Origin of the sequence: Peterkaempfera podocarpi, from assembly GCF_042466665.1 — a bacterium.
GTDB classification, from domain to species: Bacteria; Actinomycetota; Actinomycetes; order Streptomycetales; family Streptomycetaceae; genus Peterkaempfera; species Peterkaempfera podocarpi.
Genome location: NZ_CP162102.1, coordinates 3,509,430 through 3,534,525, shown reverse-complemented (window position 1 = coordinate 3,534,525; position 25,096 = coordinate 3,509,430). Strand labels below are relative to the sequence as shown.

Genomic DNA, 25,096 nt, shown 5'->3' with positions numbered 1-25,096 from the left:
TTCTGGGTGTGCGTCCGTCAACGCTTGGTCTTGGGATCGAAAGCGTCCCGGACCGAGTCCCCGAGGAGGTTGAAGGCGAGTACGAAGATCACCATCGATACGCCGGGGAAGAACAGGTAGGTGATGTCGGTCTGGTAGTAGTTGGCGCCGATCGAGATCATGCGGCCCCAGTCCGGGGTGGGCTCGATGATGCCCACGCCGAGGTAGGAGAGGCCGGCCTCGGCGGTCACAAAGGCAGGCAGCGCCAGCGTGGACTGCACCAGGATGGGCGTCCACAGGTTGGGCAGCAGCTCCTTGAAGATGATCCGCATCGGCGAGGCACCGGTGACCCGGGCCGCCTCCACGAACTCCCTCTCACGCAGCGAGAGGGAGACCGCGCGCAGGATGCGGGCCAGGCCCATCCAGCCCAGGATCGACAGCACGATGATCACGGTCACGGTGCGCAGCCAGACCGGGGTCTGCTCGTCGGGGGAGACGAAGAGCGAGTCCACCACGGGCACACAGGCGATGAAGAAGATCTGCGACGGGAACGACAGCAGCACGTCGATGAAACGGCCGATGAAGTAGTCGGTCTTGCCGCCCACATAGCCGGCGATCATGCCGATGGTGATGCCCAGGAAGGTGGTGGCCAGGGTGGTGACCACCGCGATCAGCAGGGAGGTCCTGATGCCGTAGACCAGCTGCATCAGGACGTCGCGGCCCAGGCCCGGCTCGAGGCCGAACCAGAAGTCGCTGCTGATACCGCCGTTGGGCCCGGTGGGCAGACCGCCGATCTCGGTGAGCAGGCCCGGGGTGTTCTGCCCGTAGGTCTCCGAGGGGTTCTTGCCGTACACCATCGAGATGAGCGGCGCGCAGATCGCCACGAGCAGGAACAGTGCGACGATCACCGCGCTGATCACGCCGGTACGGTCACGGAGGAAGCGACGCCACATGATCTGGCCGGGGGAACGGCCCTTGAGCTCCGGGGCCGCCGCCGGATCGACTGCGTCGGCAGGGCCGGCCGAACCGATGATCTCGGTATCGGCCTGAGCCTGAGTGGGGTTGGTCATGGTGCGAAAGCTCCCGCTCGGGGTGTGTGCGGCCGCAAGAAGTGTTTGACGAACGGACTCTGGCAAGTCGTTTATCGAACGTCAAGTAGCTGCACGTATTACCCCCGCTTGACGGGGTATCGTGCTGGAAGATCGATCAGGTTGTGGCCAGAAAGAGGTTGACATCCTCCTGGTGAAACGGACATCTATGGACAGAGCGGTCATATGTCCGTTAACAATCCCGAAACACGGTCTTTGCAGTCCCGGTATTCGGACACTCGATGCCGGGTGTCGATCCGGGGTCGCCGGCCGGGTGCCGGTGTCCGTTCTGCCACTACCGATACTTTTGGGTGGAGTCTGGCGTCTGTCCGGTATCCGGACGGTCGGAGCCTGGCCAAAACTCGCCATGACGGCAAGTCGCCAGCCCCTGGCGCCATTGTCGGTGTTTCTGGCCGGGTCGGCGGCGGTTAACATCCCGGTGATCTGCTATCGGCCACCGGTATTGCGATCGGGTTATTTCGATGCGCCTAATGAGCCGTCACCGCGCCGATCCATGGGCACGTTATTGATGTGTTCACAACATAAAAAGACCGGGTCCTGACGAGTCAGGACCCGGTCTCCGGGCAGTGCTGCGGCCGGTGGTCAGCCGGTGGTCACCGGGAGGGTCACCGTGCGGGCGGCACCGGTCTTGTTGAGACCGGACAGGATGGCGTCGGCGACATCCTGGGTGGTCACCGGTCCCACCGTGGCGCCGTGCTTCATCCGGTAGCCCGTGAAGGCCCCGTTCAGACGGGCCTGCAGCTTGGCCAGGTTGAACCTCGGCGCCACCGTGCCGTTGGCGTCAGGAGCGAGTACCAGGGCCGCGGTGAAGGTGCCCGTGCCGAAGGGCACCCCCGGCGCGTCGGCGGTACCGCGCCGGACGTAGACAAAGCCGCCGTTGATGATCTTCTTGCCCAGGGTGTTCGCTGCCGACTGGAGCGCGGCGGCCGAGACCTTGGGCTGCGCGGCGGTGACCTTGAGGCTGATCGGCGCGGTCCGCCGGCCGAGGGCGCGTGCCTGGTAGCTCTGCTGGACCGCGGCCACGGCCGCGTCGATGTCGACGGCGCTGCCCGCGGTGGGCGGCATCACCACCGGCTTCCCGGTCGCGCTGAAGTAGACATAGCCCTCGCGCGGGCCCCCGCTCCCCTGGGCCAGCTGCTGCTGCAGCGCGGCACGGAGTTTGGGTTGGTCGATCTTGACTACGGGGGCGACCGCCTTCGCCGACCCGGTGAGCGAACGGATCACATTCACCGGGTTGTAGCTGTGGTGGGTGAGCCCGTCGACGGTCGCGGTGGTGTCGAAGGAGAGACCCGCGGCCGTCGCGTCCAGCTGGACGGTTCTGTCGCCCACCCGCAGCTGGACGGGCTGTCGGCCGATCTTGGCCACGGTGGCGTCCAGGGTGTGCACCGCGGCGTCCCGGCTGCTGCCGCCGATGTCGGTGCCCAGCACGGTGGTGCCCTTGGGGACATCGGCCTGGTTGAGCATCAGGCCGGCGCCATAGGCGACCCCGCCCGCGCAGACCACCGCACCGATGGCGTAGCCCACCAGCTTGCCGCCGCGCCGACGGCGCGGGGCGGGCGCGCTGCCGCTGTCCGCGGCACCGGTCCCGGCCGCCGCCGCGGCCGGCGAGGGCCGGGCACCCGCGGGGGGTACGGGGGCGCGGAAGTCCTCGTCGCGGAAGCCGGTGGCGAAGGGATTCGCCGCGGCGGGCTCCGTGGGGGCCGCGGCGAAGGGGTCCGGGGCGAACGGGTCGGCCGCGAAGGGGTCGGCCGCGAAGGGGTCGGCCGCGAAGGGGTCGGCGGCCGGGAAGGCCGCGGCCGGGAAGGCAGCGGTGGCCTCACCCGGTCCGGCGTCGGCCACCGGCGGGATGCCGCCGACCTCGGTCGCGCCGAACGGGTCGTCGGCCCCGGGGGGGCCGAAGGGATTGCTGCCGTAGTCGGGGCGGAAGCCGTTGTCGAACGGCTGCTCCCCGCCCTGGCCCGGAGCGGGCCTGCTGCGCACCCCGAGCCCCGGGGGGAAAGGGTTCACCGAGGACGCCGGAGCTGTGCCGGGGAAGGTGTCCTCGGGGCCCTGGCCGAGCGGACCCGGTGCGGGGGGCGGAGTCGGTCCGGTCGCCGTGCCCGGCGCGAAGGGCGAAGCGGGGGCACCCCCGGGGAGCGGCGCCTGCGGGCCGGGGCCACCGGGCCGGGCTGCTGCGCCCGGGCCGCCGGCCGGAGCGCGGCGCGGAAGTCCGCCGTCGCGCCGGGGGGCGGGCACCGGCTCGTCGAACGCCGGGAGCCCGGGTGCAGGCGGGGGCGTGAAGGCGTCGCCGGACGCCGGGGGCGCAGGAGCAGGGACGGGCGCGCCCGTCGCCGTGCCGCCTGCGGGGGTCGCGGGACCGGACTTCTTCCGTGGCCGGAACCAGCCGTCGGTCGGCGCGGGGGAACCGTCGCCGTCGCCCTCCGGTACCTGCCACTCCGGCGGGAGGTTGGGCGGGGTGGAGGTGCGGTTCTCGGCGTCCATCACCCCGAGCACGGGGGAGGCCGGTCCGGCGGCCCGGCGCCTGGGCGAGCCGCCCTCCGGCCCCGGGGGCGCCGCCGGCGGGGTGTCGGCGGCCGGCTCGTCGCCGGACTCCTTCACCGGGCTGCGGACCACCACGGGCGGAATCGGCCGTGAGCCGGGGATGTTGATACGGATCCGCGTGGTGAGCGTGGTCTCGGTCCTGGGCCCGTCCTCGGGGGCAGGCTCCTCGGCCGCCCCGCCCGGTCCCAGGCCGTCCGGCCCGAAGGCGCCCGTGGCCTGCGGGATCCCGTACGGGGGCGTGCCCGACGGATAGGCGTCCGCGCCCGTGCGGCGGGGGCTCGGGGACGCTTTGTCAGAATCGCGGCTGCTCAATGCTGCTCCGGGTTCGCCTCTGTCGCCCGCGGGGGCTCCAGTCGCGGGTTGTGGATCGACCCTCGCACGGTGCACCGCACGTGGGCTGTGGCCGGCACCGGTCCCCTGGCCCGGCCCCGGAGGGCGTGGCCGGTGCCTCCTGGCTCGCGGACCGGTGCCGAGAGTCTAGGGTCCTGCCCGCTGCCCGGCCATCGCCGGGCTGCCGCTCCACCATACTGGGAACGCCGGGACGGCGGTCCGGTTCCGATAGAACCCAGTTGGTCCCAATCGTCTCCTATGGCAGCCCCTGCGGACCGTGCTGACGGCCCGTCGCCGGGTACCCGCACGCCCCGGCACCGTTGATGACGTATCAGGCGTTCCGTCGGTTCACCTTCGCCGCGCGGTCGCGGCACCTGCACCGAATCCGTACATCAGGCGGGTCGGCAGGGTGGCGCAGATCACGCCGCCCACCGCCCCGGCGAAGAGGTACGCATACGATCCGAAGCCGCTCGCCAGGATGAAGTCACCCTCCGGCCGTGGACTCATCGTCACCATCAGCACCAGGAACCAGCCGATGAGCGGCGCACCGGCCCCCAGCTTGGTGGTGGTGAACCGCAGCCCCCCGTAGAACAGGGCCACCGTGGCCGCCACCGCCAGCAGCAGCCCGCCGGGGAACCAGAGCGACTGGGCGAAGGAGCCGGCCAGCGCCGTCACCCCGCCCAGCACCAGCAGCACCGCATAGGCGGCGATCCGTACCCCGCGCAGCGGAGGCTCCTCCGCCAGCCGGTCGGCCCGGGAGCCGATCAGCGCGGCGACTCCGCGGCGGGGAGCGCGCGGCGGCAGGGGCTTGCCCGGGCGGGGGTCCTCCGGCATGGCGGGGCTCACCGGGCCGCCTCCAGCCCGGCGAAGAGGTCGTCCTCCCAGTCGTCGGCGGCACCCGCGCCGCCTTGCACCAGCCGGTAGTACTCCATCGCGGGCAGCGGTTGGCCCAGGTCGTTGGAGAGAGCGAAGAACGGGCCGTCCACCACGATCTGGGTGGCGTGCGCGGCCATTGCGGCGGCCTTCCGGGCGGAGTACGCGGAGCCGTCCACGGCTGCGGTCACCGCCGCGTCGTCCACCACTCCGGGGACGTCGGCGGGGCCGGCGACACCGGGGAAGGGGCTTGCCTCGCCGGCGGCGCGCAGCGCGGCGAAGCCGGCCTCCAGCACCGAACGCGGCATGCAGTTCCAGTAGACCTTGGGGACCGTCCAGGCGGCGCCGAGCTCCGGCCGGAAGGACGGGTCCGCGGCCAGCTCGCAGCCGCGCATGGCGACCCGGTGCGCCTGGATGTGGTCCGGGTGCCCGTAGCCGCCGTTCTCGTCGTAGGTCACCAGTACCTGCGGCCGCGCCTCGCGGACCACCTCGACCAGATGGGCCGCGGCCTCGTCCAGGTCGGCCTGCCAGAAGCAGCCGGGGCGGTCGTTGCTGGGGACGCCCATCATCCCGGAGTCCCGGTAGCGGCCGGGGCCGCCGAGGAAGCGGTGGTCGGTGACGCCGAGCTCCTTCATGGCGGCGGCCAGCTCGCCGATGCGGTACTCGCCCAGGGTGTCGTCCCGGTCGGCGGTCAGCTGGGCGAGCTCCGGAGGGATCACCTCGCCCTCCTCGCCCAGGGTGCAGGTCACCAGGGTGACCAGGGCGCCCTCCGCCGCATACCGGGCCATGGTGGCGCCGTTGCCGATCGACTCGTCGTCGGGATGGGCGTGCACCAGCAGCAGTCGGCGGGACGGCAGGCCGTCCCCGCCCGCACCGGCGGATCGGGGGTGGTCGGACGGTTCCGGCAGGTCGCTCATGGGGATCAGCGTACGGGCGGCCTTCCCCGGCGGCGGGACCGGTGCTGCCGCATCACAGCTTCAGGCCGTTGATCATTCCGGCTACATTGCTGGTCACCTGCTGGATCGACGGGGCGATCGAGCTGGAGGCGAGATAGAAGCCGAGCAGGGTGCAGGCGATGGCATGCCAGAACTTCAGGCCGGAGCGGCGGATCAGCAGTACCACGACGACAAGCAACAGGATGACTGCGGAAACCGTCAGGGCCATGGCGGTTCAACACCTCTCAGCGCGCGCCGCGCGAGGCGGCGGCGGTCGGGGGCCAGCGGGGACAGCGGGGACGGGCGTCACTGCTCGGCGGAGGTGGGTTCCGCCGCGCCGGATGCGGCCAACCGGCTATCCCTTCATACCCGATCAGTGAGCCTGTCATTACTTTCCGTCAGCCCGCATATGCCGGTGCACAGATGCACCGCCGGGGCGCACAGACCCTGAAGTCCGCGCACGGAACGGCCTCGGGAGCAGGGCGGCACCACCTCCGGGTGCGACAAGACGACGATCGGAGGTACTCCCTCCGGGTGTCGGGCGCGGCATAGGGTCACTCGTATGACCAAGGAGATCTCCTTCCCCCGGCAGTACTCGCGGACGCTGCGCTACACCCTGGGCGCACCCCGGTCCTTCACCGTCTCGCCCGACGGCGAGCGGGTGGCCTTTCTGCGCTCACGCTCCGGAACCGACCGGGCCAACCTCCTGTGGGTGCTGGACGCGGCCACCGGTCGCGAGCACATCGCCGCCGACCCGTCGGTGCTGCTGGGCAGCGGCGAGGAGGACCTCTCCGCGGCCGAGCGCGCCCGCCGGGAGCGCAGCAGGGAGGGATCGGCCGGTGTCGTCGCGTACGCCACCGACGCGGCCGCCGACCTCGCTGCATTCGCCCTCTCCGGGCGGCTCTTCACCGCAGACCTGCGGGAGCGCGGCGAGGCCCGCGAGATCCTGGTGACCGGCCCGGTGATCGACCCGCGGCCGGCGCCCGACGGCCGCCATGTCGCCTATGCCACCACCCGCGGCGACCTGCGGGTGGTCACCGCGGACGGCGCCACCGACAGGGCGCTGGCCGAGCCCGACGCCGACGGGGTGACCTGGGGTCAGGCGGAGTTCATCGCCCAGGAGGAGATGGACCGCAGCCGGGGCTTCTGGTGGGCCCCCGAGAGCGACCGGCTGCTCGCCGCCCGGGTGGACGACAGCCCCGTACGCCGCTGGTGGATCGCGGACCCGGCCAACCCGGACAGCGCTCCCGCCGAGATCGCCTACCCGGCCGCAGGCACCGCCAACGCCGAGGTGACCCTCACCGTCCTCGGCCTGGACGGCTCCCGCGCCGACATCGACTGGGACCGCGGCCGCTACCCGTACCTGGCCCGGGTGCACTGGTCCGCGGGCGGCCCGCCGCTGCTCCTGGTGCAGGCCCGCGACCAGCGCAGCCAGCTGGTGCTCGCCGTCGACCCCGACACCGGAGCCACCCGCACCCTGCATGTGGACGAGGACCCGGTGTGGCTGGACCTCTTCCCGGGCGTTCCCTGCTGGACCCCCGACGGGCGTCTGGTGCGGATCGCCGACGAGGGCGGCGCCCGCGTCCTGGCCGTCGGGGACCGGGTGCTCACCGGTGCCGCTCTGCACATCCGCTCGGTCCTCGACGTCGGGCCGGACGACGTCCTGGTCGCCGCCTCCACCGGCGAGGAGGCCGCCGACCCGGAGACCGGCCAGATCCATGTGCTGCGGGTGAACTCCACCGGCGCCGTCCGCGTCTCCTCACAGCCCGGTGTGCACACCGCGGCCCGCTCCGGCCCCACCACGGTGCTGGTCTCCGCCTCCCTGGACCGCTCGGGCAGCCGCGCCCGGGTGCTGCGCGGCACCACCCCCGTGGCCGAGATCGCCTCCTTCGCCGAGACACCGGTGATCAGCGCCGATGTGCGGCTGGTGACGGCGGGCAAGCGGGGCATCCCCTGCGCGATGCTGCTGCCCACGGGCTACGACCGGGACCGCGACGGTCTGCTGCCCGTCCTGATGGACCCCTACGGCGGCCCGCACGGCCAGCGGGTGGTCGCCGCCCGCAACCCGCATCTGACCTCGCAGTGGTTCGCCGACCAGGGCTTCGCCGTGGTGGTCGCGGACGGCCGCGGCACCCCCGGCCGCAGTCCCGCCTGGGAGAAGGCCATCGCCTTCGACATGGCCGGAGTGAGCCTGGACGACCAGGTGGAGGCGGTGCAGGCGCTGGCCGAGGAGTTCCCGCTGGACCTCGACCGGGTCGCCATCCGCGGCTGGTCGTACGGCGGTTACCTCGCGGCGCTGGCCGTCCTGCGGCGTCCGGACGTCTTCCACGCCGCCGTCGCCGGAGCGCCCGTCACCGATCTTCGGCTCTACGACACCCACTACACCGAGCGCTATCTGGGCCACCCCGACGAGCGGCCGGACGTCTACGACGCCCATGCGCTGATCGGGGACGCACCCGAGCTCAGCCGGCCGCTGATGCTGATCCACGGTCTGGCGGACGACAACGTGGTGGCCGCGCACACCCTGCGGTTCTCCTCCGCACTGCTGGCCGCCGGACGCCCGCACACCGTGCTGCCGCTCTCCGGTGTCACCCATATGACCCCGCAGGAGCAGGTGGCCGAGAACCTGCTGCTGCTCCAGGTCGACTTCCTCAAGCGCTCCCTGAACCTCTGACACCACCCGGCCCGGGGTTGTGGAGACCCGCATCCCCGGGCCGGAAGGTGCTGCCCGGATGACGTTGTCCGGATGACGTTGCCCGGAAGGTGCCGCCCGGAAGGCGTTGCCGGGGAGGTCGCTCCCTCCCGGGCGCACACCCCGGAACGGTGCGCGGACGGTGTTCGCGCGGCCCCGTTCCCGGGCGCGCGAGGGGGCAGGCGAACGCCGGGATGCCGGGCGGATGTTCAGGCGGCGGGTGGGTCCTCCCGGCCGGGTTCCGGGGCGCCGGGCGCGCTCGTCGGCCCCTCCCGAAGCGTTCGCTCCCGTTCGGCGGGCCCTCCGCCCAGCCGGGAGCCGATGACGGCCCAGGCGGCCCCGAGGAGCAGGGAGGCGGTGACCACCGCCAGGGCGATCATGAGCAGGACGTGCATTGTTCTCCGCGTTCCCCTCCGCGTCACGGTCCATGCGGCCCTGTTCACAACCGCACAAGCTGAGGATGCCCAGCTCGGGTGCGCCGAACCCGCCGAAGCCTACGCGTGGGGCGGACCGTCGGCACCCGACGCGCCGTGACATCCGTCATGCGGAGAACACGACCGGTCGCACTGACCCCGGGGCCATCCGCCGGGCCACCCTGGAGGAGTCGGATCGAGAGACGGCCGAGAGCCAGGAGAGGGACGGATGAGGACCGCGACCGCGTCAGCGCGCGACATGCCGCAGCAGCACACCGGAGAGCCCGAGGTGGCTGCCTTCACCGCGGTGACCAAGACCTACGGCCAGGTCAAGGCGGTGGACGGGCTGGACCTGACACTGCGGCCCGGCGAGACCGTCGCTCTGCTCGGCCCCAACGGCGCCGGCAAGTCCACCACGCTCGATCTGCTGCTCGGCCTGCGCAACCCGGACCAGGGCACGGTCCGGCTCTTCGGCACCACCCCCCAGCAGGCCCTGGCGGCCGGCCTGGTCGGTGCGATGCTGCAGAGCGGCGGGCTGATGAGCGACGTCAAGGTCCGCGAACTGGTGCAGTTCGCCTGCGACGTCCACCCCCGCGGTTACCCCGTCGACCGAGTGCTGGAGACCGCCGGTGTCGCCGGCATCGCCGACCGCCGGGTCGGCAAGCTCTCCGGTGGACAGGAGCAGCGGGTGCGCTTCGCACTCGCCACCGCCGGGGCAAGCGATCTGATCGTGCTGGACGAACCCACCGTCGCCATGGACGTCTCCGCCCGGCAGGCCTTCTGGGGCACCATGCGGGGCCTGGCGGACGAGGGCCGCACGGTGCTCTTCGCCACCCACTACCTGGAGGAGGCGGACCAGGTCGCCGACCGGGTCCTGGTGATGCACCGCGGCCGGCTGATCGCCGACGGCACCCCGGCCGACGTCAAGGCCCGGGCCGGTGCCCGCCGCATCGTCTTCGACCTGGACGACATCGCCGAGCGCGACGCCGTGCTGCGCGGTCTCCCCGCGCTGGGCGCCCTGGAGGTCCACGGCCGCACCGTACGGATCCGCTCCACCGACGCGGACGCCACCGTGGCGGCGGTCTACCGGGCCGGCCTGTACCCGCGCAACCTCGAGGTCGCCGGCCTGGGGCTGGAGCAGGCGTTCCTCGCCATCACCCACGACGAGACGGCCGTGCAGCAGGGCGGCACCGAGGAGAGCGCACGATGACCACGCTGATCCGGCTCGAACTGCTGCGGGTGCTCCGCAACCGACGGTATGTCTTCTTCAGCCTGCTCTACCCCGCGGTGCTCTATCTGCTGATGGCCGGTTCGGCCGGCGGCAAGGACCTGGCCCCGGGGATGCCCGCCGCCACGTACTTCATGGTCTCCATGGCCACCTTCGGCTCGGTGGGCGCAGCGCTCAACGGAGCCATGCGCATCGCCCTGGAGCGCAAGGAGGGATGGGTGCGGCAGCTGCGGCTGACCGCCCTGCCGGGCCACGGCTACGTCCTTGCCAAGCTCGCCGCGGCGACCAGCCTCAGCCTGCCCTCCATCCTGCTGGTGATGCTGCTCGGCGGCCTGGGCGAGCACGTGCGGATGGACGCCTGGCAGTGGCCTGCGCTGGTGGCGGCGCTCTGGATCGGCAGCTTTGTGTTCGCTGCGCTGGGGATCGCCCTCGGCTACGCCGCCGGTCCGGACGTGGTGCAGCCGGTGGTGATGATCACCTATATCGGGCTGTCCCTGCTCGGCGGCACCTGGTTCTCCCTGGACCACTCCCCGACCTGGATCCGGGACCTCGGCGAGGTCACACCGACCGGGCTGTACAACCAGCTCGGCCGGATCGGCCAGACCGGTACCGCCCCGGGCACGGGGACGCTGCTCGGTCTCGCCGTCTACTTCCTGCTCTTCGCGGGCCTCGCGGCATGGTTGTACCAGCGGGACACCAAGCAGGCATGATGACCGCCATGCCGACGCCCTCGACGCCTTCCGCCCCGCCGCCCGAGACGGCCGGGGAGGAGGGCGACCGGGGGCGTCTGCATACGTCCTATCCCGGTGCGCCGGTGGAGAACCGCCGCCAGCTGATGGTCAAGCTCTGCTGGATGCTGCTGTGGATGATCTACCTGGTCTACCCGGTCCAGGACCTGACGGGCGGCCACCACGGCGCAGCGGCCACCGCCCTGGGCGCGGCCGCCCTCGCCGCCTTCCTCGCCTGCTACCTCGGCCTGATCATCCTGCGCAATGTCGCCGCCGCCCGGCGGGGAACCACCGCCGCGCTCGCCGTGATGCTGGGGCTGGCCCTCGCCACCACCCTCACCCTGGGCGACGACTGGCTGACCCTCTTCGCCTACCTGTCGGTCGCGGTCGGCGCGGTGCTGCCCGTCCGCTGGGCCCTGCCCGGGGTCGCCGGGGTGACCGCGCTGCTGGTGGCGGTGGGCGCCGCCGTCCACACCGGTGCGGACTCCCTGCCGGGGATCGCCCTCTCCGCCTTCCTCGGCGGCGCCGCCATGACCGGACTCCAGCGCCTGGTCGGAACGATGCGGGAGCTGCGCGAGGCCCGCGAGGCGGTCGCCCACCTCGCCGCCGCCGACGAGCGGTTGCGGCTGGCCCGCGATCTGCACGACCTGCTGGGCCACTCCCTGTCACTGATCACCCTCAAGAGCGAGCTCGCCGGGCGGTTCCTGGAGCAGGAGCGGTACGACGACGCCCGGCAGCAGGTGGCGGACATCGAGCGGGTCGGACGGCAGTCGCTGGTGGACGTCCGCGAAGCCGTCGGCGGCTACCGGCGCCCCAAACTCGCGGTGGAACTCGCCGCCGCCCGCACCGCGCTGAGCGCCGCAGGCGTGGAGGTCGACGCCACGGCACTGCTCCCCGAGGGGCTGCCGGGTCTCGGTCCCGAGGAGGAGGGCGCCCTCGGCTGGGCACTGCGCGAGTCCGTCACCAATGTCGTCCGCCATGCGCAGGGCGCCACCCGCTGCACCGTCGGGCTCGACGAGGAGTGGGAGGAGGACGGGCTCTGGGCGGTCCTGGAGGTCACCGACAACGGGACCGGCCCCGGTGCCGCCCGCGCCGGGAGACCGCAGCGCGGTCCCGGCGGCAGCGGACTGGCTGGGCTGCACGAGCGGCTGGCGCTCGCCGGAGGCCGGCTGGAGACCGGAACCGGGCCCCGCGGCAAGGGCTTCCGGCTGCGCGCCCGGGTCCCGCTCCGCAGGACCCAGAACCCGCCGGTGGCCCCGGACACCCCGCCGACCGGTAGCGTGCACCCGTGATCAGAGTGCTGCTCGCCGAAGACCAGGCCATGGTGCGCGAGGCCCTCGCCGCCCTGCTGAGCCTCGAAGGGGACATCGAGGTGGTGGCGCAGGTCGCCCGCGGCGACGAGGTGGTGGCGGCCGCCGTCGAGCACGACGTGGATGTGGCGCTGCTGGACATCGAGATGCCCGGCATGACCGGCATCGAGGCCGCGGCGCTGCTGCGAGGCACCCGTCCGGCGACCAGGATCGTGGTGCTCACCACCTTCGGCCGCCCCGGCTACCTCCGCCGTGCGATGGAGTCCGGCGCCGATGCCTTCCTGGTCAAGGACGCACCCGCCGCACAGCTCGCCGATGCGGTGCGCAGGGTGCTGCGCGGGGAGCGGGTGATCGACCCCACGCTTGCGGCGGCCGCCCTCGCCGAGGGCGCCAATCCGCTGACCTCCCGGGAACGGGATGTGCTGGAGGCGGCGGCCGACGGGTCGGTCAACGCCGATGTCGCGGCCCGGCTGCATCTGTCCGAGGGGACGGTGCGCAACTACCTGTCGATGGCGATCCAGAAGACCGGCGCCCGCAACCGGGCCGAGGCGGTGCGGATCGCCCGGGAGAAGGGCTGGCTGTAGCGCCGCACCGGTCCACCGCTGCGCTGGTCGGCCGAGCCCTGGTGGTCAGGTGGGCCGGTGGTCAGTTGAGCCGGTGGCGTGCGGCCCTGGCCTCCAGACGCACCCGGGCCGCCGAATCCGGGTCGAAGGCGTCCAGGATCGCCGCATAGGACTCCATCTCGGCGGCCCCGCCCAGGAAGTCGCCCACCCGCACCAGGATCTCGGCCCGCTCCAGCCGCAGCTGGGCGGGGTGGCGGGGGAGCAGCAGGGAGAGCTCGGTGGCCCACAGCTGGGTACGCGCCTGCTCGGGCCGGGAGGACGCCCAGGTGCGGATGTTGCCCAGGACCCGCAGCACCACGTCGAGCGGCGCGGGCGGCGCGAGCATCTGGTCGGTGAACGCCTCTCCGGTGGCGGCGGCGACCAGCTGCGCGGCGTCCTCGGGCGTCAGCGTACGACCGCCGTGGAACGGGTCGACCAGCACCTGTCCGCTCCCGGGTTCGCCCACCGCCGCCACGAAGTGGCCGGGCAGCGCCACACCGTGGACGGGGAGGCCGGCCCGCTCGGCGACGGCCGCCCAGACCAGTGACAGCATGATCGGCAGCCCTCTGCGGCGCTTCAGCACCGCCGGCAGCAGCGAGGAGTCCAGCCGGTTGTAGTCCGAGGGCCTCCCGTGGAAACGCTCGCGGCCGGCCAGCACCGCCGCCAGCAGCGCCGCCTGCGCCGCCGCGCCGACCGGCCGGCGCTCGTCCACGGCACGCCGCACCGCTTCCGCGAGCCGGTCCAGCACGGCCCCGGCGGTGCTGATCACCTCGTCCGGGTCGGCCTGTGGGTCGGCCTCCAGCCCGGCGAGCAGGCAGAGCAGCACCGGGTCGGGGCACTCGGCCCTGGCCTCGGCGTGGAACCTCGCCCGGCTCTCTTCGGTCACGACTGGTTCGGCCCGTTCGGATCAGGATCGGCTGCTGCGGTCGGTCGGCCTGGCTGTCCGTCAACTCCGCGGCAGGCGACAGTAGTGGTAAGTGTGGCTGGTGGTGAAGCCCAACCGGTCGTACAGCGCGATCGCGCCGCTGTTGTCCGCCTCCACCTGGAGGTAGGCACCGGTGGCGCCCTCCTCCGCGGCGCGGGCAGCCAGCGCCGCCATCATCTCGGTGGCGAGGCCGCGGCGGCGGTGCCCGGGGAGCACCTCGACGGCCGAGAATCCCGCCCAGTCGCCGTCCACCACGCAGCGCCCGATGGCTGCGGGGGCCGAGCCGTCGGGCGACGGCACAGCGCCGAACCAGACCGAGGGGCCGCCGTGCAGCACCGCGTGCGCACTGCGCTCCAGCGAGGGGTCGCCGCCGATCCGGCGGTAGCAGGACATCCACTGCGCCGACGCGGTGCGGGCCAGCCGCACCGGGTGGTCGGCGGTGCCGAGCCGGGCGAGCGAGGCCAGCGGCGCCGTACGGAAGAGGGTGGGGGTCTCCTCGGAGGCGATCCGGGCCAGCTCCTCCCGCAGGCCTGCCGGGGAGCCGGGCGCGGTGACCTCCACATGGGCCGGCAGCCCCCGGGCGTCGTACCAGTCGCGGACGGCGTCCAGTGCGGCGTCCAGCGGCAGCCCGGGGTCGCCGAGCGCCTGCACGGAGTTGGCCCGACGGGTGAAGCCGCCGGCGGCCCGCAGGGTCCACTCGCCGAGGGCGGCGGTCTCCGTGGCGGGCCAGCCGCGGGCGGCGATCCGTTGCAGCTCCACCGGTCCTGCGGACGGCGGTCGGACCCGCCGCAGCGGCGCGGGCGGCACCGGCTTGCCCGCCACCAGACGGTCCTCCCTGACCTCGACCGACTCGCCGTTTCGGCCCACCACGACCAGCACTCCGGCGTCCCACGATGTGAGCACGCCTATCGTGTCGCCAAACACGGGACGGTCCCCGACGATATCCAGGACACGCCGCACCGAGACACGTCGTCCCACGTCAGAAAGGGTGATCCGGATCTCTGAGTGCTTCTGTGCATGATGGTTGTCCGCCATCCCGGCCACCTCCCGTGCATCCAGTGTCATAGACCCGCGATACTAGGGGCGGGCATCGACGACGACGCGCTCCCCCGCGCGAGAGCCAGCCCCTACGAGGAGGAACGACAGCGTGACCTACGTCATCGCGCAGCCTTGTGTCGACGTCAAGGACAAGGCATGCATCGAGGAGTGCCCGGTCGACTGCATCTACGAGGGTCAGCGGTCCCTCTACATCCACCCGGACGAGTGCGTCGACTGTGGAGCCTGTGAGCCGGTGTGCCCGGTCGAGGCGATCTTCTACGAGGACGACACTCCGGAGGAGTGGAAGGACTACTACAAGGCCAACGTCGAGTTCTTCGACGACCTGGGCTCGCCTGGTGGCGCCTCCAAGCTCGGGCTGATCGAGCGGGACCACCCCTTCATCGCGGCACTGCCGCCCCAGGCGTGACGATCGGTGGCACCAGCGCTGTGAGCACCAACGACAGCACGCCCGCGCCGCTCCCGACGGGTTCGGGGGCGGCGCGGCGCGTCTCGGAGCTTCTCCCGGTCTTCCCCTGGGACCGGTTGGAGCCGTACAAGGCGACCGCGGCCGCGCATCCGGACGGGATCGTCGACCTCTCGGTGGGCACCCCGGTGGACCCGGTGCCCGAGCTGATCCAGAAGGCACTGGGTGCCGCCTCCGACACACCCGGCTATCCCACCGTCTGGGGTACGCCGGAGCTGCGGGAGGCGATCGTGGGCTGGCTGCGCCACCGGCTGGGGGCCGTCGCCGCCGAGCCGGCCGGGGTGCTGCCCACGGTGGGATCCAAGGAGTTGGTGGCCTGGCTGCCGACCCAGCTGGGACTGGGCCCGGGCGACCGGGTGGCCTTCCCGCGGCTGGCCTATCCCACCTATGAGGTGGGCGCCAGGCTGGCCCGCGCGGAGCCGGTGCCCTACGACGACCCGTGGGAGCTGGACCCGACCGGACTGCGGCTGCTCTGGCTCAACTCGCCCTCCAACCCGACCGGCCGGGTGCTCAGCCGCGAGGAGCTGCGCCGCGCGGTGGCCTGGGCCCGGGAGCACGGGGTGCTGCTGGTCAGCGACGAGTGCTATCTGGAGCTGGGCTGGGACGCGGACCCGGAGTCGGTGCTCCGCCCGGAGATCTGCGGGGACAGCCACGACGGGATCCTGGCGGTCCACTCGCTCTCCAAGCGCTCCAACCTGGCCGGCTACCGGGCGTCGTTCGTCGCGGGCGACCGTGCGGTGGTGCAGGAGCTGCTCCAGGTGCGCAAGCACGGCGGCATGATCGTGCCCGCGCCGGTGCAGGCGGCGGCCATCGCGGCGCTCTCGGACCACACGCATGTGGCCGAGCAGCGCGAGCGCTATGCACGGCGCCGCACCGCACTGCGCGAGGCGCTGGAGGCGTACGGCTTCCGGATCGAGCACTCCGAGGCCAGCCTCTACCTCTGGGCGACGCGTGACGAGGCCTGCTGGGACACCGTGGCCGCACTGGCAGAGCTGGGCATCCTGGTGGCGCCCGGCGACTTCTACGGCGAGGCCGGGGAGCGGTTTGTGCGGGTGGCGTTCACGGCCACCGACGAGCGGGTGGACGCTGCGGTCCGTCGGCTCGGCAGCTGAGGCGACGGACACAGAGCGGTGGGACCGGAGGGTGATGCACTCCCCGGCCCCACCGCCGTTTCTGTGTGCCCGCACAGTGGTGCGGGTGTCAGAGGGGCAGACCCAGGCCCGAGAGCGGGGTGCTGCCGTCCTGGCTCTGGATCGGGGAGAGGCTCTGCAGGGGCGAGGCGTTCTGCAGACCGTGGAGGCCGGACAGGCCCTGGGCGCCGCCCTGGGTGGCGGCGCCACCGATGGTGCCGATCAGCGAGGTGAGGGAGTCCAGGCCACCGAGGCCGCCGCTGTTGGGGGAGCCAAGCTCCGGCAGGCCGCCCAGGCGGTGGTGGGCTCCACCCGCAGCCTGGTCCAGGCCGCCGAGCGGCAGGCCGGCGCCGGCCAGCTGGTCGGTCGGCAGGCCGCCGCCGGTCAGGGCGCCACCGGTCAGACCGCCGCCGGTGAGGGCGCTCAGCGGGCCGCCGCCGCCGACCGGGGCCACGGTGCGCTGGGCCGCGTCGGATGCCATCTCACCGGTCGTGCCGGCGGTGGCGCCGGCCTGCTCGGCCGCCGAGCCGGCGAAGCGGTTGATCTCGGGGATCGCGGCGGCGGCGGTCGCACCCAGGGTGTCGGACACCGAGGGGATGGCCGAGGAGACGGTGCTGCCGCCGGAGTTGCCGACCTGCCTGCCGGCCTGGTGGGCGACGTCCTGCACCTGTCCGGCGAGGCTGTCGCTGTCGAGCTGGGTCAGCCCACCCAGGTCGGCCGTCTGAGGCAGCTCCGCGGCGGACGCGGTGCCGACCGTCGCGACCACGGGGGCCGCCCCGGCCGCGACGAGCAGCGCAGCCTGAGCGATCCGACGCGTGAGGGGGAGAGACATGGTGCTCCTAACGGAGATGAGGACAAGACCCGTCCGCCAGGCGGACGTGGTGTTTACCGCTCCAGGAGCAGGAAGGTTGCGGGCGTCTTTGGTAAAGACTCGGTAAACGTAGTATCAGCCTTCTTGTGGCATTGCGGACATTGTGCTCTGCTGTGCGGCCCCCGAAGGAACGTCACTCCCCATACGTCCCAAGGTCGGCCGGGTTTTGGGCCGATGGAGCGGCGGTGTGTGTAAAGCCCCCGGCGCCGGCCCGCGGCGCGTCAAGCTGTGTAAAGACGCTTCACCCCTGAGTGCGTCGCACGACTGCCGCAGTGAAAGCCGCGGGCCCTGCCCGCCGCATATGCGGCGGGCAGGGCCCGGGGTCGAGCCGATGGCCGATCAGAAGATCAGCTTGAAGCTCTTGAGAGCGGAGCCCAGGGAGTAGCGGGCCGCGAACGGGCCGCTGAGCCGGTTGTAGCCGCGGAAGAGCCACAGGACACCGTTGTTGTCACGGGCCAGGAAGTCCGAGCGGTTGTCCCGGTTCACATCACCGGTGGACAGCACATAGTTGTAGCCGTTGAAGTTGGTGGCGATGCGCACCCGCTTGCTGAAGGGGTGCTTCAGGTCGCCGGTGCCCAGGTGGACCCAGATGGCGTTGTGGTAGTCGACCCCGAGGACATCGGTGCGGCCGTCGCCGTTGTAGTCGAACTTCCCGAAGATGGCGCGGTAGGTGTTCCAGCCGCCGGGGCTCACCTTGATCCGGGCGCTGAGGTGGCCGTTGGAGTTGCCCGGGTGCAGCCAGAGCGCGCCGCTCTTGTCGCGGCCCAGGATGTCGTCGGACGCGGAGCCGCCCAGGTTGCCCGGCATCACGATCGAGGTGTAGCCGTTCCAGCCGCGGCCCTCGTCGATGCCGTTCTTCACACCGGAGACCAGACCGTAGAGGTGGCCGGTGCTGCTGCTGCGGAGAAACACGTCCTCGGTGCTGTCGCTGTTGACGGAGCCGGCGACGGCGCCGTTGACCCAGCCGTAGCCGCTGTAGCAGGTGCCCTTGGCGAAACCGCCGCCGGCCGAGGTGAGCGGGTTCCAGCTGCAGAGGTTGCCCTTGCTGTCGATGGCGTTCAGCGGCAGCGAGGCGACCTTGCTGGTGCTTGCGCGGGTGAGCGCTGACAGAGCGGCGATCTCGCCCTGAGGGGTCCCGGCGATGGCGCGGGTCGCGGCGCCGGGGGCGGCCGGGCCGGAGGCCCCGGCAGCGGTGGCGGTGCCGGTGACGGCGGCCGCCAGACCGGCTGCCGCGGCCACGGTGGCCAGGCGGCGGACCGTGCGGCGGACGCCGCCGGTGGAGGAAGACTGCACTGATGACTCCTCGTTGCGGTGACAGGTGCGTGCACCCGCGCGGCGCGGTGGTCGGAGTCGGACAAAAGTGTGTGGCCGCGCCCCTGACGGCGCAGTCCCCCGCTTCCCCCGTGTACATCCCCCCGTGCTGCGCGCCCGGCAGGCGCACGAGCAGACTGTAGCCAACCCGGCCGACAGCCGAACACCTCTTTGGCCGGGCTTGTCTGACGGGGTGTCCAGTCCGTGGTCAGCCCCCGGCGGTGACCAGCACCCCGTTGGACGGCGCGGTTCCGCGGTGCTGCTGCCAGCCGCCGGTGGAGCTCCCGGTACGCCACTCCTTGCCGTCGTAGACCACCGAGGCCACGCCCAGGTCGGCAGCCCTGGCCACCGCCCAGTGGGCGGCGGCCCAGCCGCTGCGCCGGGCGGCGGCGGACTCCCCGGCCGGGACCAGCAGTACGGCCCGGCCGCCGGCGGCCGGGACGGAGTGCACCTTCACCGTCGCGCCGAAGTCACGCCGCACCTGGTCGGCGATCCGCCGGGCGTCCCCGGTGAGGCCGTCGGCGCCGGTCCGCGGTGAGGCGGCGGCCACCGGGGCGGCACCCGAGACCGTGCAGCCGATGGACTCCGCCTCGCGTCCGCTCAGCACCGCGGTCAGCACGGTCGCATCCGTCTCGTGCTTGGCGTACGCCTGGGGGAAGCCGCTCTTCTGCACGGCCTGGGCGGCCTCGGTGAGCGGCAGCCGGGAGTACCCGGGGACCTTCACCAGCCCGTCGAAGAACTTGTTGGTCGTGTACACCGGGTCCGCGATCTGCTGGGCGGTGCCCCAGCCCTGCGAGGGCCGCTGCTGGAAGAGGCCGACCGAGTCACGGTCGCCCCCGTCCAGATTCTCCAGGTGGGACTCCTGGAGCGCGGTGGCCAGCGCGATGGTGACCGCCCGCTCCGGCAGGGCGCGGGAGTGGGCCACGGCCGCTATCACCGCGGCGTTGGACGCCTGCTGCGGATCCAGCGTCAGCTCTCCCGCAGCGGTGGCGAAGTGGCACTGCTCCTCGGTCGGCAGCACATGCCGGCGGTTGACGAAGAGCAGCGTCGCCACCAGCACCACCAGTGCCAGCCCCGCGGGCAGGATCCAGCGCCACCTCCGGGTGCGCCCGGAGGATGCCCGCCCCGCCATCGACCGCGTTGCCATCGATCGCCGTCCCTCCCGTGCTGTGGGGCACCCAAGGTACCGGCAGGTATGGTTCCGGGCACCTGGGGTCCACCCGCCTGTGGACAACGGAGGGTGCGGACGGCCGGGGCAGCGGACGGGGGAACCGCCGGCCCGCACAGCCTGTGGACAACAAGGATCACAGCCGCCGGCTTGGCTAGGGTGGTGGGCCATGAGCACCCCTGAGTCCCCTCGCACCCCCCTTGACCTCGGCCTCGACGGCGGGGCACTCACCGCGCAGCTGGTCGACTTCCCCTCGGTGAGCGGGGACGAGGCGGCACTCGCCGATGCCGTGGAGGCGGCCCTGCGTCCGCTGCCGCATCTCGTCGTGGACCGCTACGGCAACAATGTGGTCGCCCGCACCCGGCTGGGCCGACCGGAGCGGGTGGTTCTCGCCGGGCATCTGGACACGGTGCCGATCGCCGACAATCTGCCCTCCCGGGTGGAGGGCGACCTGCTGTACGGCTGCGGCACCTCCGACATGAAGGCCGGCGTCGCGGTGCAGCTGCGGATCGCCGCCACCGTGCCGGATCCCAACCGCGACCTCACCTTCGTCTTCTACGACTGCGAGGAGGTCGAGGCCTCCCGCAACGGCCTGGGGCATCTGGCCCGGGAGCGCCCCGAGTGGCTGCAGGGCGACTTCGCGGTGCTGCTGGAGCCCAGCAGCGCGGTGGTGGAGGGCGGCTGCCAGGGCACCCTGCGTGCGGAGGTGAGGATCACCGGCCAGCGGGCGCACTCGGCGCGCAGCTGGCTCGGCGACAACGCGATCCACCGGATGGCCGAGGTGCTGGGGCGGCTGGCCGCGTACCAGCCGCGGCGGGTGGCGATCGACGGCCTGGAGTACCGCGAGGGCCTCAATGCGGTGCGGATCGAGGGCGGCGTCGCGGGCAATGTCATCCCGGATCTGTGCACCGTGACGGTGAATTTCCGCTTTGCCCCCGACCGCAGCGTGGCGGAGGCGGAGGCGCATGTGCGCGAGGTGCTCCAGGGCTTCGAGGTGGTGGTCACCGACTCGGCTCCCGGTGCGCTGCCCGGGCTCGCCCACCCCGCCGCCAAGGCGTTCGTCGAGGCGACCGGGGGTGAGCCGAGGGCCAAGTACGGCTGGACCGATGTCGCCCGCTTCTCGGGCCTGGGCATTCCCGCGGTGAACTACGGACCGGGCGACCCCAACCTGGCCCACAAGCGCGAGGAGCACTGCTCGCTGCAGGCGATCGCCGAGTGCGAGCGGCAGATCCGCTCCTGGCTCACCTCCTGAGCCGGCCCCGTTCGGCGCCGCGCCCCACTACCCTTCCTGCATGAACGGCACTGGTGGACAGGAGATCCGTCCGGACGAGGGGCGGACCAACGGACACGGACCCGAGCGGTCGGTCCCGCTGCCCGGCAAGCGGGGCTGGCCCGAGCGTCAGCAGGGTCCGCTGCTGCTGCGGCGTGGGCGGGTGGGGGCGGAGACCACGGACCAGCGGCTGCTGGACACCACCGGGCCCACCGACTGGCTGCACACGGACCCCTGGCGGGTCCTGCGGATCACCTCGGAGTTCGTGGAGGGCTTCGGGGGACTGGCCGAGCTGCCCCCTGCGGTGAGCGTCTTCGGCTCGGCGCGTACGCCGCGGGGCTCCGCCGACTATCTGACCGGCGTGGAGATCGGCCGGGCGCTCGCCCAGGCCGGCTATGCGGTGATCACCGGTGGCGGGCCCGGCGCGATGGAGGCCGCCAACCGGGGTGCCTCCGAGGCGGGCGGGGTCTCGGTGGGGCTCGGAATCGAGCTGCCGTTCGAACAGGGGCTCAATGAGTATGTCGACCTCGGGCTCAACTTCCGCTACTTCTTCGTCCGCAAGACGATGTTTGTGAAGTACGCCCAGGGCTTTGTGGTGCTGCCCGGCGGCTTCGGCACCCTGGACGAGCTCTTCGAGGCGCTGACCCTGGTGCAGACCCGCAAGGTGACCCGGTTCCCGGTGGTGCTCTTCGGCAGCGCCTACTGGGGCGGACTGGTCGAGTGGCTGCGCTCGACCGTGGTCGAGCAGGGCAAGGCCTCGACGGCCGATATGGACCTCTTCCATGTCACCGACGACGTTGCCGAGGTGATGAAGATCCTGGACGACGCCCGCCGGCGCAACGGCGGATCCGACCAGGAGGCCGCGGAGCGGGCCGCTTTCACGGCCGTCGAAGAGGGCGCCAGCGACATCTGACGCCCGCCTTCCGGCCTCCCGCGCCGGACTGCGGCGGTGCGGCCCGGCGGTCGCACCGGACCGCGCCCGGCCGGAGCGGTGGCCCCGCCCGGCGGTGACTACGCCAGACCGCGGCGGGCCACCGCCGGCGGGCGGGTGCCGAGGATGGACGCCACCATGTCCAGCACCTGACGGGTCTCCGCCACCTGGTGCACCCGGTAGATCCGGGCCCCCAGCCAGGCGGAGACCGCGGTGGTGGCCAGGGTGCCCAGCAGCCGCTCGTCCACCGGGCGGTCGAGGGTCTCGCCCACGAAGTCCTTGTTGGAGAGCGAGACCAGCACCGGCCAGCCGGTGGCGGTCATCTCCGGCAGCCGCCGGGTGGCCTCCAGCGAGTGCCGGGTGTTCTTGCCGAAGTCGTGCCCCGGGTCGATGATCACCGCGTCCCGCCGCACCCCCAGCGCCACCGCCCGCTCGGCCAGTCCGGTGGTGACCCGCAGGATGTCGGCCATCACATCCTCGTACCCCACCCGGTGCGGGCGGGTGCGCGGCTGGGCGCCGCCGGCATGGGTGCAGACGATCCCCGCGCCATGGCGGGCGGCGGCCTCGGCCAGCAGCGGGTCCACCCCGCCCCAGGCGTCGTTGAGCAGATCGGCGCCCACCTCGCAGACGGCCTCGCCGACCTCGTGCCGCCAGGTGTCCACACTGAGCACCACCTCGGGGTGGCGCTTGCGCAGCTCCGCCACGAAGGGCACCGTGCGGCGCAGCTCCTCCTCGACCGTGACCTCCTCGCCCGGTCCGGCCTTCACCCCGCCGATGTCCAGGATCGCCGCGCCCTCGGACACCGCCTTGTCCGCGGCGGCGAAGGCGGCCTCGTCGGCGAAGGTCGCCCCCCGGTCGAAGAAGGAGTCCGGGGTGCGGTTGACGATGGCCATGATCACCAGATCGTCGTCACCGAATTCCCGCGGTCCCAGCCTCAACGCCATGCGTCCTCCCGATCAGCTCACCAACCGTCCCGGTTCTCACCGAGGTGGTCCATCATGGTCGTCGCCGGTGCGCGATGATGGCCCAGGGGTTCTTGCCAGAGGTCATGATCCCCCACGCGGCGGCGCAGGGGTGACCGGGAGGAGCGGATCGTGTTCTGGTTGATCGTGGCAGGTATGGCCGTGGTGGTCGGCGGTGCCGCGCTGGTGGCGCTGGGTGCCGGCGGCTCGATGCCGGACGCCGTGCCCGACCGGGTGTCCGCCCGGCTGCCCGAGGAGCGACCGCTGGGCCGTGCCGACATCGATGAACTGCGACTCCCCATGGCGCTGCGCGGCTACCGCATGGACGAGGTCGACGATGTGCTCGACCGGCTCGGCGCCGAGCTCGCGCTGCGTGACGCCCGGATCGCCGAGCTGGAGGCGGCCGCGGCCGGCGACCGGGCCGGCCGCACCCTGACGCTGGACAAGGAGCGCCCCGCGCCGTCGTCCGGCGCAGGCGCCGACGGGGGAGCCCCGCAGAACGGCCACAACACCCAGGGCGGCCAGGAGGGGCAGGTATGAGCGGCGCCGCCCCCGGTACCGACGGGCTGCTGCGCTGCCCGTGGGGGAACAGCGCGGACGACTACCGGGCCTACCACGACACCGAGTGGGGCCGGCCGGTCCACGGCGACGACGCACTCTTCGAGCGGGTCTCCCTGGAGGCCTTCCAGTCCGGACTCTCCTGGATCACCATCCTGCGCCGCCGGGAGAACTTCCGGTCCGCCTTCGCGGGCTTCGCGATCGAGAAGGTGGCCGCCTTCACCGCCGCCGACCGGGAGCGACTGCTGGCGGACCCGGGCATCATCCGCAATCGCGCCAAGATCGACGCCGCGGTGGCCAACGCCCGCGCCGCCCTGGAACTGCCGGCCGGTCTCTCCGAGCTGATCTGGTCCTATGCGGACGACCCCGCACGGCCTGCCCCGCTCTCCACCGCCGACGTCCCGGCCGTCACCCCGCAGTCCACGGCCCTGGCCAAGGAGCTCAAGCGCCGCGGCTTCCGGTTCGTCGGGCCCACCACCGCCTATGCGCTGATGCAGGCCTGCGGGCTGGTCAACGACCACCTGGCCGACTGCTGCGCCAGGGACGCCGTCGGGAGCGCCGCCCGGTCCTGAGCCGGTCCGGAGCGGGGCGGCCTGCGCCCGGAGCGCGGGTGGCCGCACAAGGAGCCCCCGCCCCGGGGCGGTCCGCCCTGCCGGGCGGGCCGCTGTCAGCGGCCCAGATACTTGGGCTGCTCCTTGTCCAGGAAGGCCCGCACCGCGATGCCGTGGTCCTCGGACGCCCCGGCCCTGGTCTGCAGCTCGTCCTCCTTGTCCAGCGTCTCGCTCAGCGAGTGCGACCAGCCGAAGTCGATCGACTCCTTGAGCGCCCCCAGAGCCACGGTCGGCCCCTGGGCGAGCCGGCGGGCGAAGTCGCGTGCGGTCTGCGCCAGCTCGGCGGCCGGGACCACCCGGTTGGCCAGTCCCAGCTCCAGTGCCTCGGCGGCCTTGACCGTCCGCGGCAGCATCAGCAGTTCGGTCGCCCGCGCATGGCCGACCAGCCGGGGCAGCGTCCAGGAGGCACCGGAGTCCGCGGTGAGTGCCACCCCGGCGAAGGAGGTGTTGAAGCCGGCGGTGTCCGCGAGGATTCGGAAGTCGCAGGCGAAGGCCAGCGATGCGCCGGCCCCGGCAGCCACTCCGTTGACCGCGGCCACGGTGGGTTTGCGCATCCCGGCGAGCGCCCTGACCAGGGGGTTGTAGTGCTCGGCGACGGTGGAGAGCGCATTGCCCGTGCCGCTCTCCCGTGCCTCGGCCAGCTTGCCGACATGCTCCTTGAGGTCCTGCCCGACGCAGAAGGCCCGGTCGCCCGCGCCGGTGAGCAGCACCGCCCGCACCGCCGGGTCGGCCGCGGCCGCGGCGACGGTGTCGCGCAGTGCGACCTTGGTCGCGGTGTCCAGCGCGTTCATGGCGGCGGGGTGGTCGATGGTGACAACGGCGAGGCCGCCGTCGAGTTCATAGCGAACGGGGCTGTCGGCCATGCGATGTCCTGTCCTTCGAGGGTGGTTGCCGTCAGCATGCCGGAGTGCGGTCCGCTCGCGGCAGTGTGACGTACGGCACCTTTCGGCCGCGGCGGGGAACGTCCCCCGGTCGGCGGTGCGTCCGACGGGGGGACACCAAAGAGGAAGCGGCGGCGCCGCTTCTGATGGGCCCTCGTTTCGTGCCGGAACCGCGTCCGCGCGACGGAATGGGCAGGTTTGGGACCTGGTGGCTGC

At 72.7% G+C, this 25,096-nt stretch carries 24 protein-coding genes; 11 read left to right on the top strand and 13 right to left on the bottom strand.

Translation table 11 applies throughout. From position 1 onward, the window contains the following. Window positions 1-17: 17 nt before the first annotated feature. The 5 genes from AB0761_RS15390 to AB0761_RS15370 all read right to left on the bottom strand — a co-directional run bounded on the left by AB0761_RS15390 (window position 18) and on the right by AB0761_RS15370 (window position 5,996). Entirely contained in the window at window positions 18-1,049 is a 1,032-nt protein-coding gene (locus tag AB0761_RS15390; protein ID WP_377269566.1) for an ABC transporter permease, read from the bottom strand. A gap of 621 nt (window positions 1,050-1,670) precedes the next feature. Next, a complete protein-coding gene (locus tag AB0761_RS15385; RefSeq protein WP_377269565.1) occupies window positions 1,671-3,941 on the bottom strand; it encodes a hypothetical protein in 2,271 nt (756 codons plus the stop codon). Between the two features lie 366 nt (window positions 3,942-4,307). Further along, window positions 4,308-4,805 carry a DUF6113 family protein gene (locus tag AB0761_RS15380; RefSeq protein WP_377269564.1) on the bottom strand — a complete coding sequence of 166 codons (498 nt, stop codon included), beginning with the start codon at window positions 4,803-4,805 and terminating at the stop codon, window positions 4,308-4,310. Continuing rightward, a complete protein-coding gene (mshB, locus tag AB0761_RS15375) occupies window positions 4,802-5,749 on the bottom strand; it encodes an N-acetyl-1-D-myo-inositol-2-amino-2-deoxy-alpha-D-glucopyranoside deacetylase (protein WP_377269563.1) in 948 nt (315 codons plus the stop codon). The genes AB0761_RS15380 and mshB overlap by 4 nt, the downstream gene beginning before the upstream one ends. Before the next feature lie 52 nt (window positions 5,750-5,801). Continuing rightward, window positions 5,802-5,996 (bottom strand): hypothetical protein, encoded by a 195-nt coding sequence (locus tag AB0761_RS15370; RefSeq protein ID WP_055591348.1) that lies wholly within the window; start codon window positions 5,994-5,996, stop codon window positions 5,802-5,804. Between the two features lie 333 nt (window positions 5,997-6,329). Between AB0761_RS15370 and AB0761_RS15365 the strand changes: the two genes are divergently transcribed. Next, on the top strand, window positions 6,330-8,441 hold the full coding sequence (locus AB0761_RS15365) for a prolyl oligopeptidase family serine peptidase (protein WP_377269562.1): 2,112 nt from the start codon (window positions 6,330-6,332) through the stop codon (window positions 8,439-8,441). 227 nt (window positions 8,442-8,668) lie between these two features. Here AB0761_RS15365 and AB0761_RS15360 read toward each other — a convergent pair whose 3' ends face one another. Further along, window positions 8,669-8,854 (bottom strand): hypothetical protein, encoded by a 186-nt coding sequence (locus AB0761_RS15360; RefSeq protein WP_377269561.1) that lies wholly within the window; start codon window positions 8,852-8,854, stop codon window positions 8,669-8,671. A gap of 247 nt (window positions 8,855-9,101) precedes the next feature. Between AB0761_RS15360 and AB0761_RS15355 the strand changes: the two genes are divergently transcribed. From AB0761_RS15355 to AB0761_RS15340, 4 genes are read left to right on the top strand one after another with little or no spacing between them, the layout of a single operon-like run. Beyond that, a complete protein-coding gene (locus AB0761_RS15355; protein WP_377269560.1) occupies window positions 9,102-10,082 on the top strand; it encodes an ABC transporter ATP-binding protein in 981 nt (326 codons plus the stop codon). Continuing rightward, the gene (locus AB0761_RS15350) at window positions 10,079-10,810 is read left to right on the top strand and encodes an ABC transporter permease (protein WP_377269559.1); all 732 of its coding nucleotides are present in this window, start codon (window positions 10,079-10,081) and stop codon (window positions 10,808-10,810) included. Before AB0761_RS15355 ends, AB0761_RS15350 begins: the two co-directional genes overlap by 4 nt. A gap of 8 nt (window positions 10,811-10,818) precedes the next feature. Next, window positions 10,819-12,120, top strand: coding sequence for a sensor histidine kinase (locus tag AB0761_RS15345; RefSeq protein ID WP_377269558.1), 1,302 nt, complete (start codon window positions 10,819-10,821; stop codon window positions 12,118-12,120). After that, window positions 12,117-12,722: a response regulator gene (locus AB0761_RS15340; RefSeq protein ID WP_377269557.1), complete on the top strand. Its 606-nt coding sequence runs from the start codon at window positions 12,117-12,119 to the stop codon at window positions 12,720-12,722. Before AB0761_RS15345 ends, AB0761_RS15340 begins: the two co-directional genes overlap by 4 nt. 61 nt (window positions 12,723-12,783) lie before the next feature. Here AB0761_RS15340 and AB0761_RS15335 read toward each other — a convergent pair whose 3' ends face one another. Both AB0761_RS15335 and AB0761_RS15330 read right to left on the bottom strand, forming a co-directional pair. Continuing rightward, window positions 12,784-13,626: a transglutaminase family protein gene (locus AB0761_RS15335; protein WP_377269556.1), complete on the bottom strand. Its 843-nt coding sequence runs from the start codon at window positions 13,624-13,626 to the stop codon at window positions 12,784-12,786. Window positions 13,627-13,686: 60 nt separating this feature from the next. After that, the gene (locus tag AB0761_RS15330; RefSeq protein ID WP_377269555.1) at window positions 13,687-14,700 is read right to left on the bottom strand and encodes a GNAT family N-acetyltransferase; all 1,014 of its coding nucleotides are present in this window, start codon (window positions 14,698-14,700) and stop codon (window positions 13,687-13,689) included. Window positions 14,701-14,812: 112 nt separating this feature from the next. Between AB0761_RS15330 and fdxA the strand changes: the two genes are divergently transcribed. Next, on the top strand, window positions 14,813-15,130 hold the full coding sequence (fdxA, locus tag AB0761_RS15325; RefSeq protein ID WP_055572727.1) for a ferredoxin: 318 nt from the start codon (window positions 14,813-14,815) through the stop codon (window positions 15,128-15,130). Window positions 15,131-15,150: 20 nt separating this feature from the next. Further along, window positions 15,151-16,299 carry a succinyldiaminopimelate transaminase gene (gene dapC, locus AB0761_RS15320; RefSeq protein WP_377269554.1) on the top strand — a complete coding sequence of 383 codons (1,149 nt, stop codon included), beginning with the start codon at window positions 15,151-15,153 and terminating at the stop codon, window positions 16,297-16,299. A gap of 88 nt (window positions 16,300-16,387) precedes the next feature. Here the strand turns inward: dapC and AB0761_RS15315 are convergent, their stop codons facing one another. From AB0761_RS15315 to AB0761_RS15305, 3 genes are all read right to left on the bottom strand, one after another. Next, on the bottom strand, window positions 16,388-17,149 hold the full coding sequence (locus tag AB0761_RS15315) for a hypothetical protein (protein WP_377269553.1): 762 nt from the start codon (window positions 17,147-17,149) through the stop codon (window positions 16,388-16,390). 378 nt (window positions 17,150-17,527) lie between these two features. Next, the gene (locus AB0761_RS15310) at window positions 17,528-18,481 is read right to left on the bottom strand and encodes an FG-GAP repeat domain-containing protein (RefSeq protein ID WP_377269552.1); all 954 of its coding nucleotides are present in this window, start codon (window positions 18,479-18,481) and stop codon (window positions 17,528-17,530) included. A gap of 226 nt (window positions 18,482-18,707) precedes the next feature. Then, the gene (locus AB0761_RS15305; protein ID WP_377269551.1) at window positions 18,708-19,646 is read right to left on the bottom strand and encodes a hypothetical protein; all 939 of its coding nucleotides are present in this window, start codon (window positions 19,644-19,646) and stop codon (window positions 18,708-18,710) included. 190 nt (window positions 19,647-19,836) lie between these two features. On the opposite strand from AB0761_RS15305, the gene dapE reads away from it, so the two are divergent. Together dapE and AB0761_RS15295 are read left to right on the top strand one after the other, a co-directional pair. Next, on the top strand, window positions 19,837-20,919 hold the full coding sequence (dapE, locus tag AB0761_RS15300; RefSeq protein ID WP_377269550.1) for a succinyl-diaminopimelate desuccinylase: 1,083 nt from the start codon (window positions 19,837-19,839) through the stop codon (window positions 20,917-20,919). Window positions 20,920-20,959: 40 nt separating this feature from the next. Next, window positions 20,960-21,850 carry a TIGR00730 family Rossman fold protein gene (locus tag AB0761_RS15295; RefSeq protein WP_377269549.1) on the top strand — a complete coding sequence of 297 codons (891 nt, stop codon included), beginning with the start codon at window positions 20,960-20,962 and terminating at the stop codon, window positions 21,848-21,850. A gap of 98 nt (window positions 21,851-21,948) precedes the next feature. Here the strand turns inward: AB0761_RS15295 and folP are convergent, their stop codons facing one another. After that, window positions 21,949-22,812, bottom strand: coding sequence for a dihydropteroate synthase (folP, locus tag AB0761_RS15290; protein WP_377269548.1), 864 nt, complete (start codon window positions 22,810-22,812; stop codon window positions 21,949-21,951). Window positions 22,813-22,962: 150 nt separating this feature from the next. Between folP and AB0761_RS15285 the strand changes: the two genes are divergently transcribed. Beyond that, the gene (locus AB0761_RS15285) at window positions 22,963-23,370 is read left to right on the top strand and encodes a DivIVA domain-containing protein (RefSeq protein WP_377269547.1); all 408 of its coding nucleotides are present in this window, start codon (window positions 22,963-22,965) and stop codon (window positions 23,368-23,370) included. Next, a complete protein-coding gene (locus AB0761_RS15280) occupies window positions 23,367-23,960 on the top strand; it encodes a DNA-3-methyladenine glycosylase I (RefSeq protein WP_377269545.1) in 594 nt (197 codons plus the stop codon). Before AB0761_RS15285 ends, AB0761_RS15280 begins: the two co-directional genes overlap by 4 nt. A gap of 95 nt (window positions 23,961-24,055) precedes the next feature. On the opposite strand, the gene AB0761_RS15275 is transcribed toward AB0761_RS15280, so the two are convergent. Beyond that, the gene (locus AB0761_RS15275) at window positions 24,056-24,862 is read right to left on the bottom strand and encodes an enoyl-CoA hydratase/isomerase family protein (protein ID WP_377269544.1); all 807 of its coding nucleotides are present in this window, start codon (window positions 24,860-24,862) and stop codon (window positions 24,056-24,058) included. Between the last annotated feature and the right edge of the window lie 234 nt (window positions 24,863-25,096).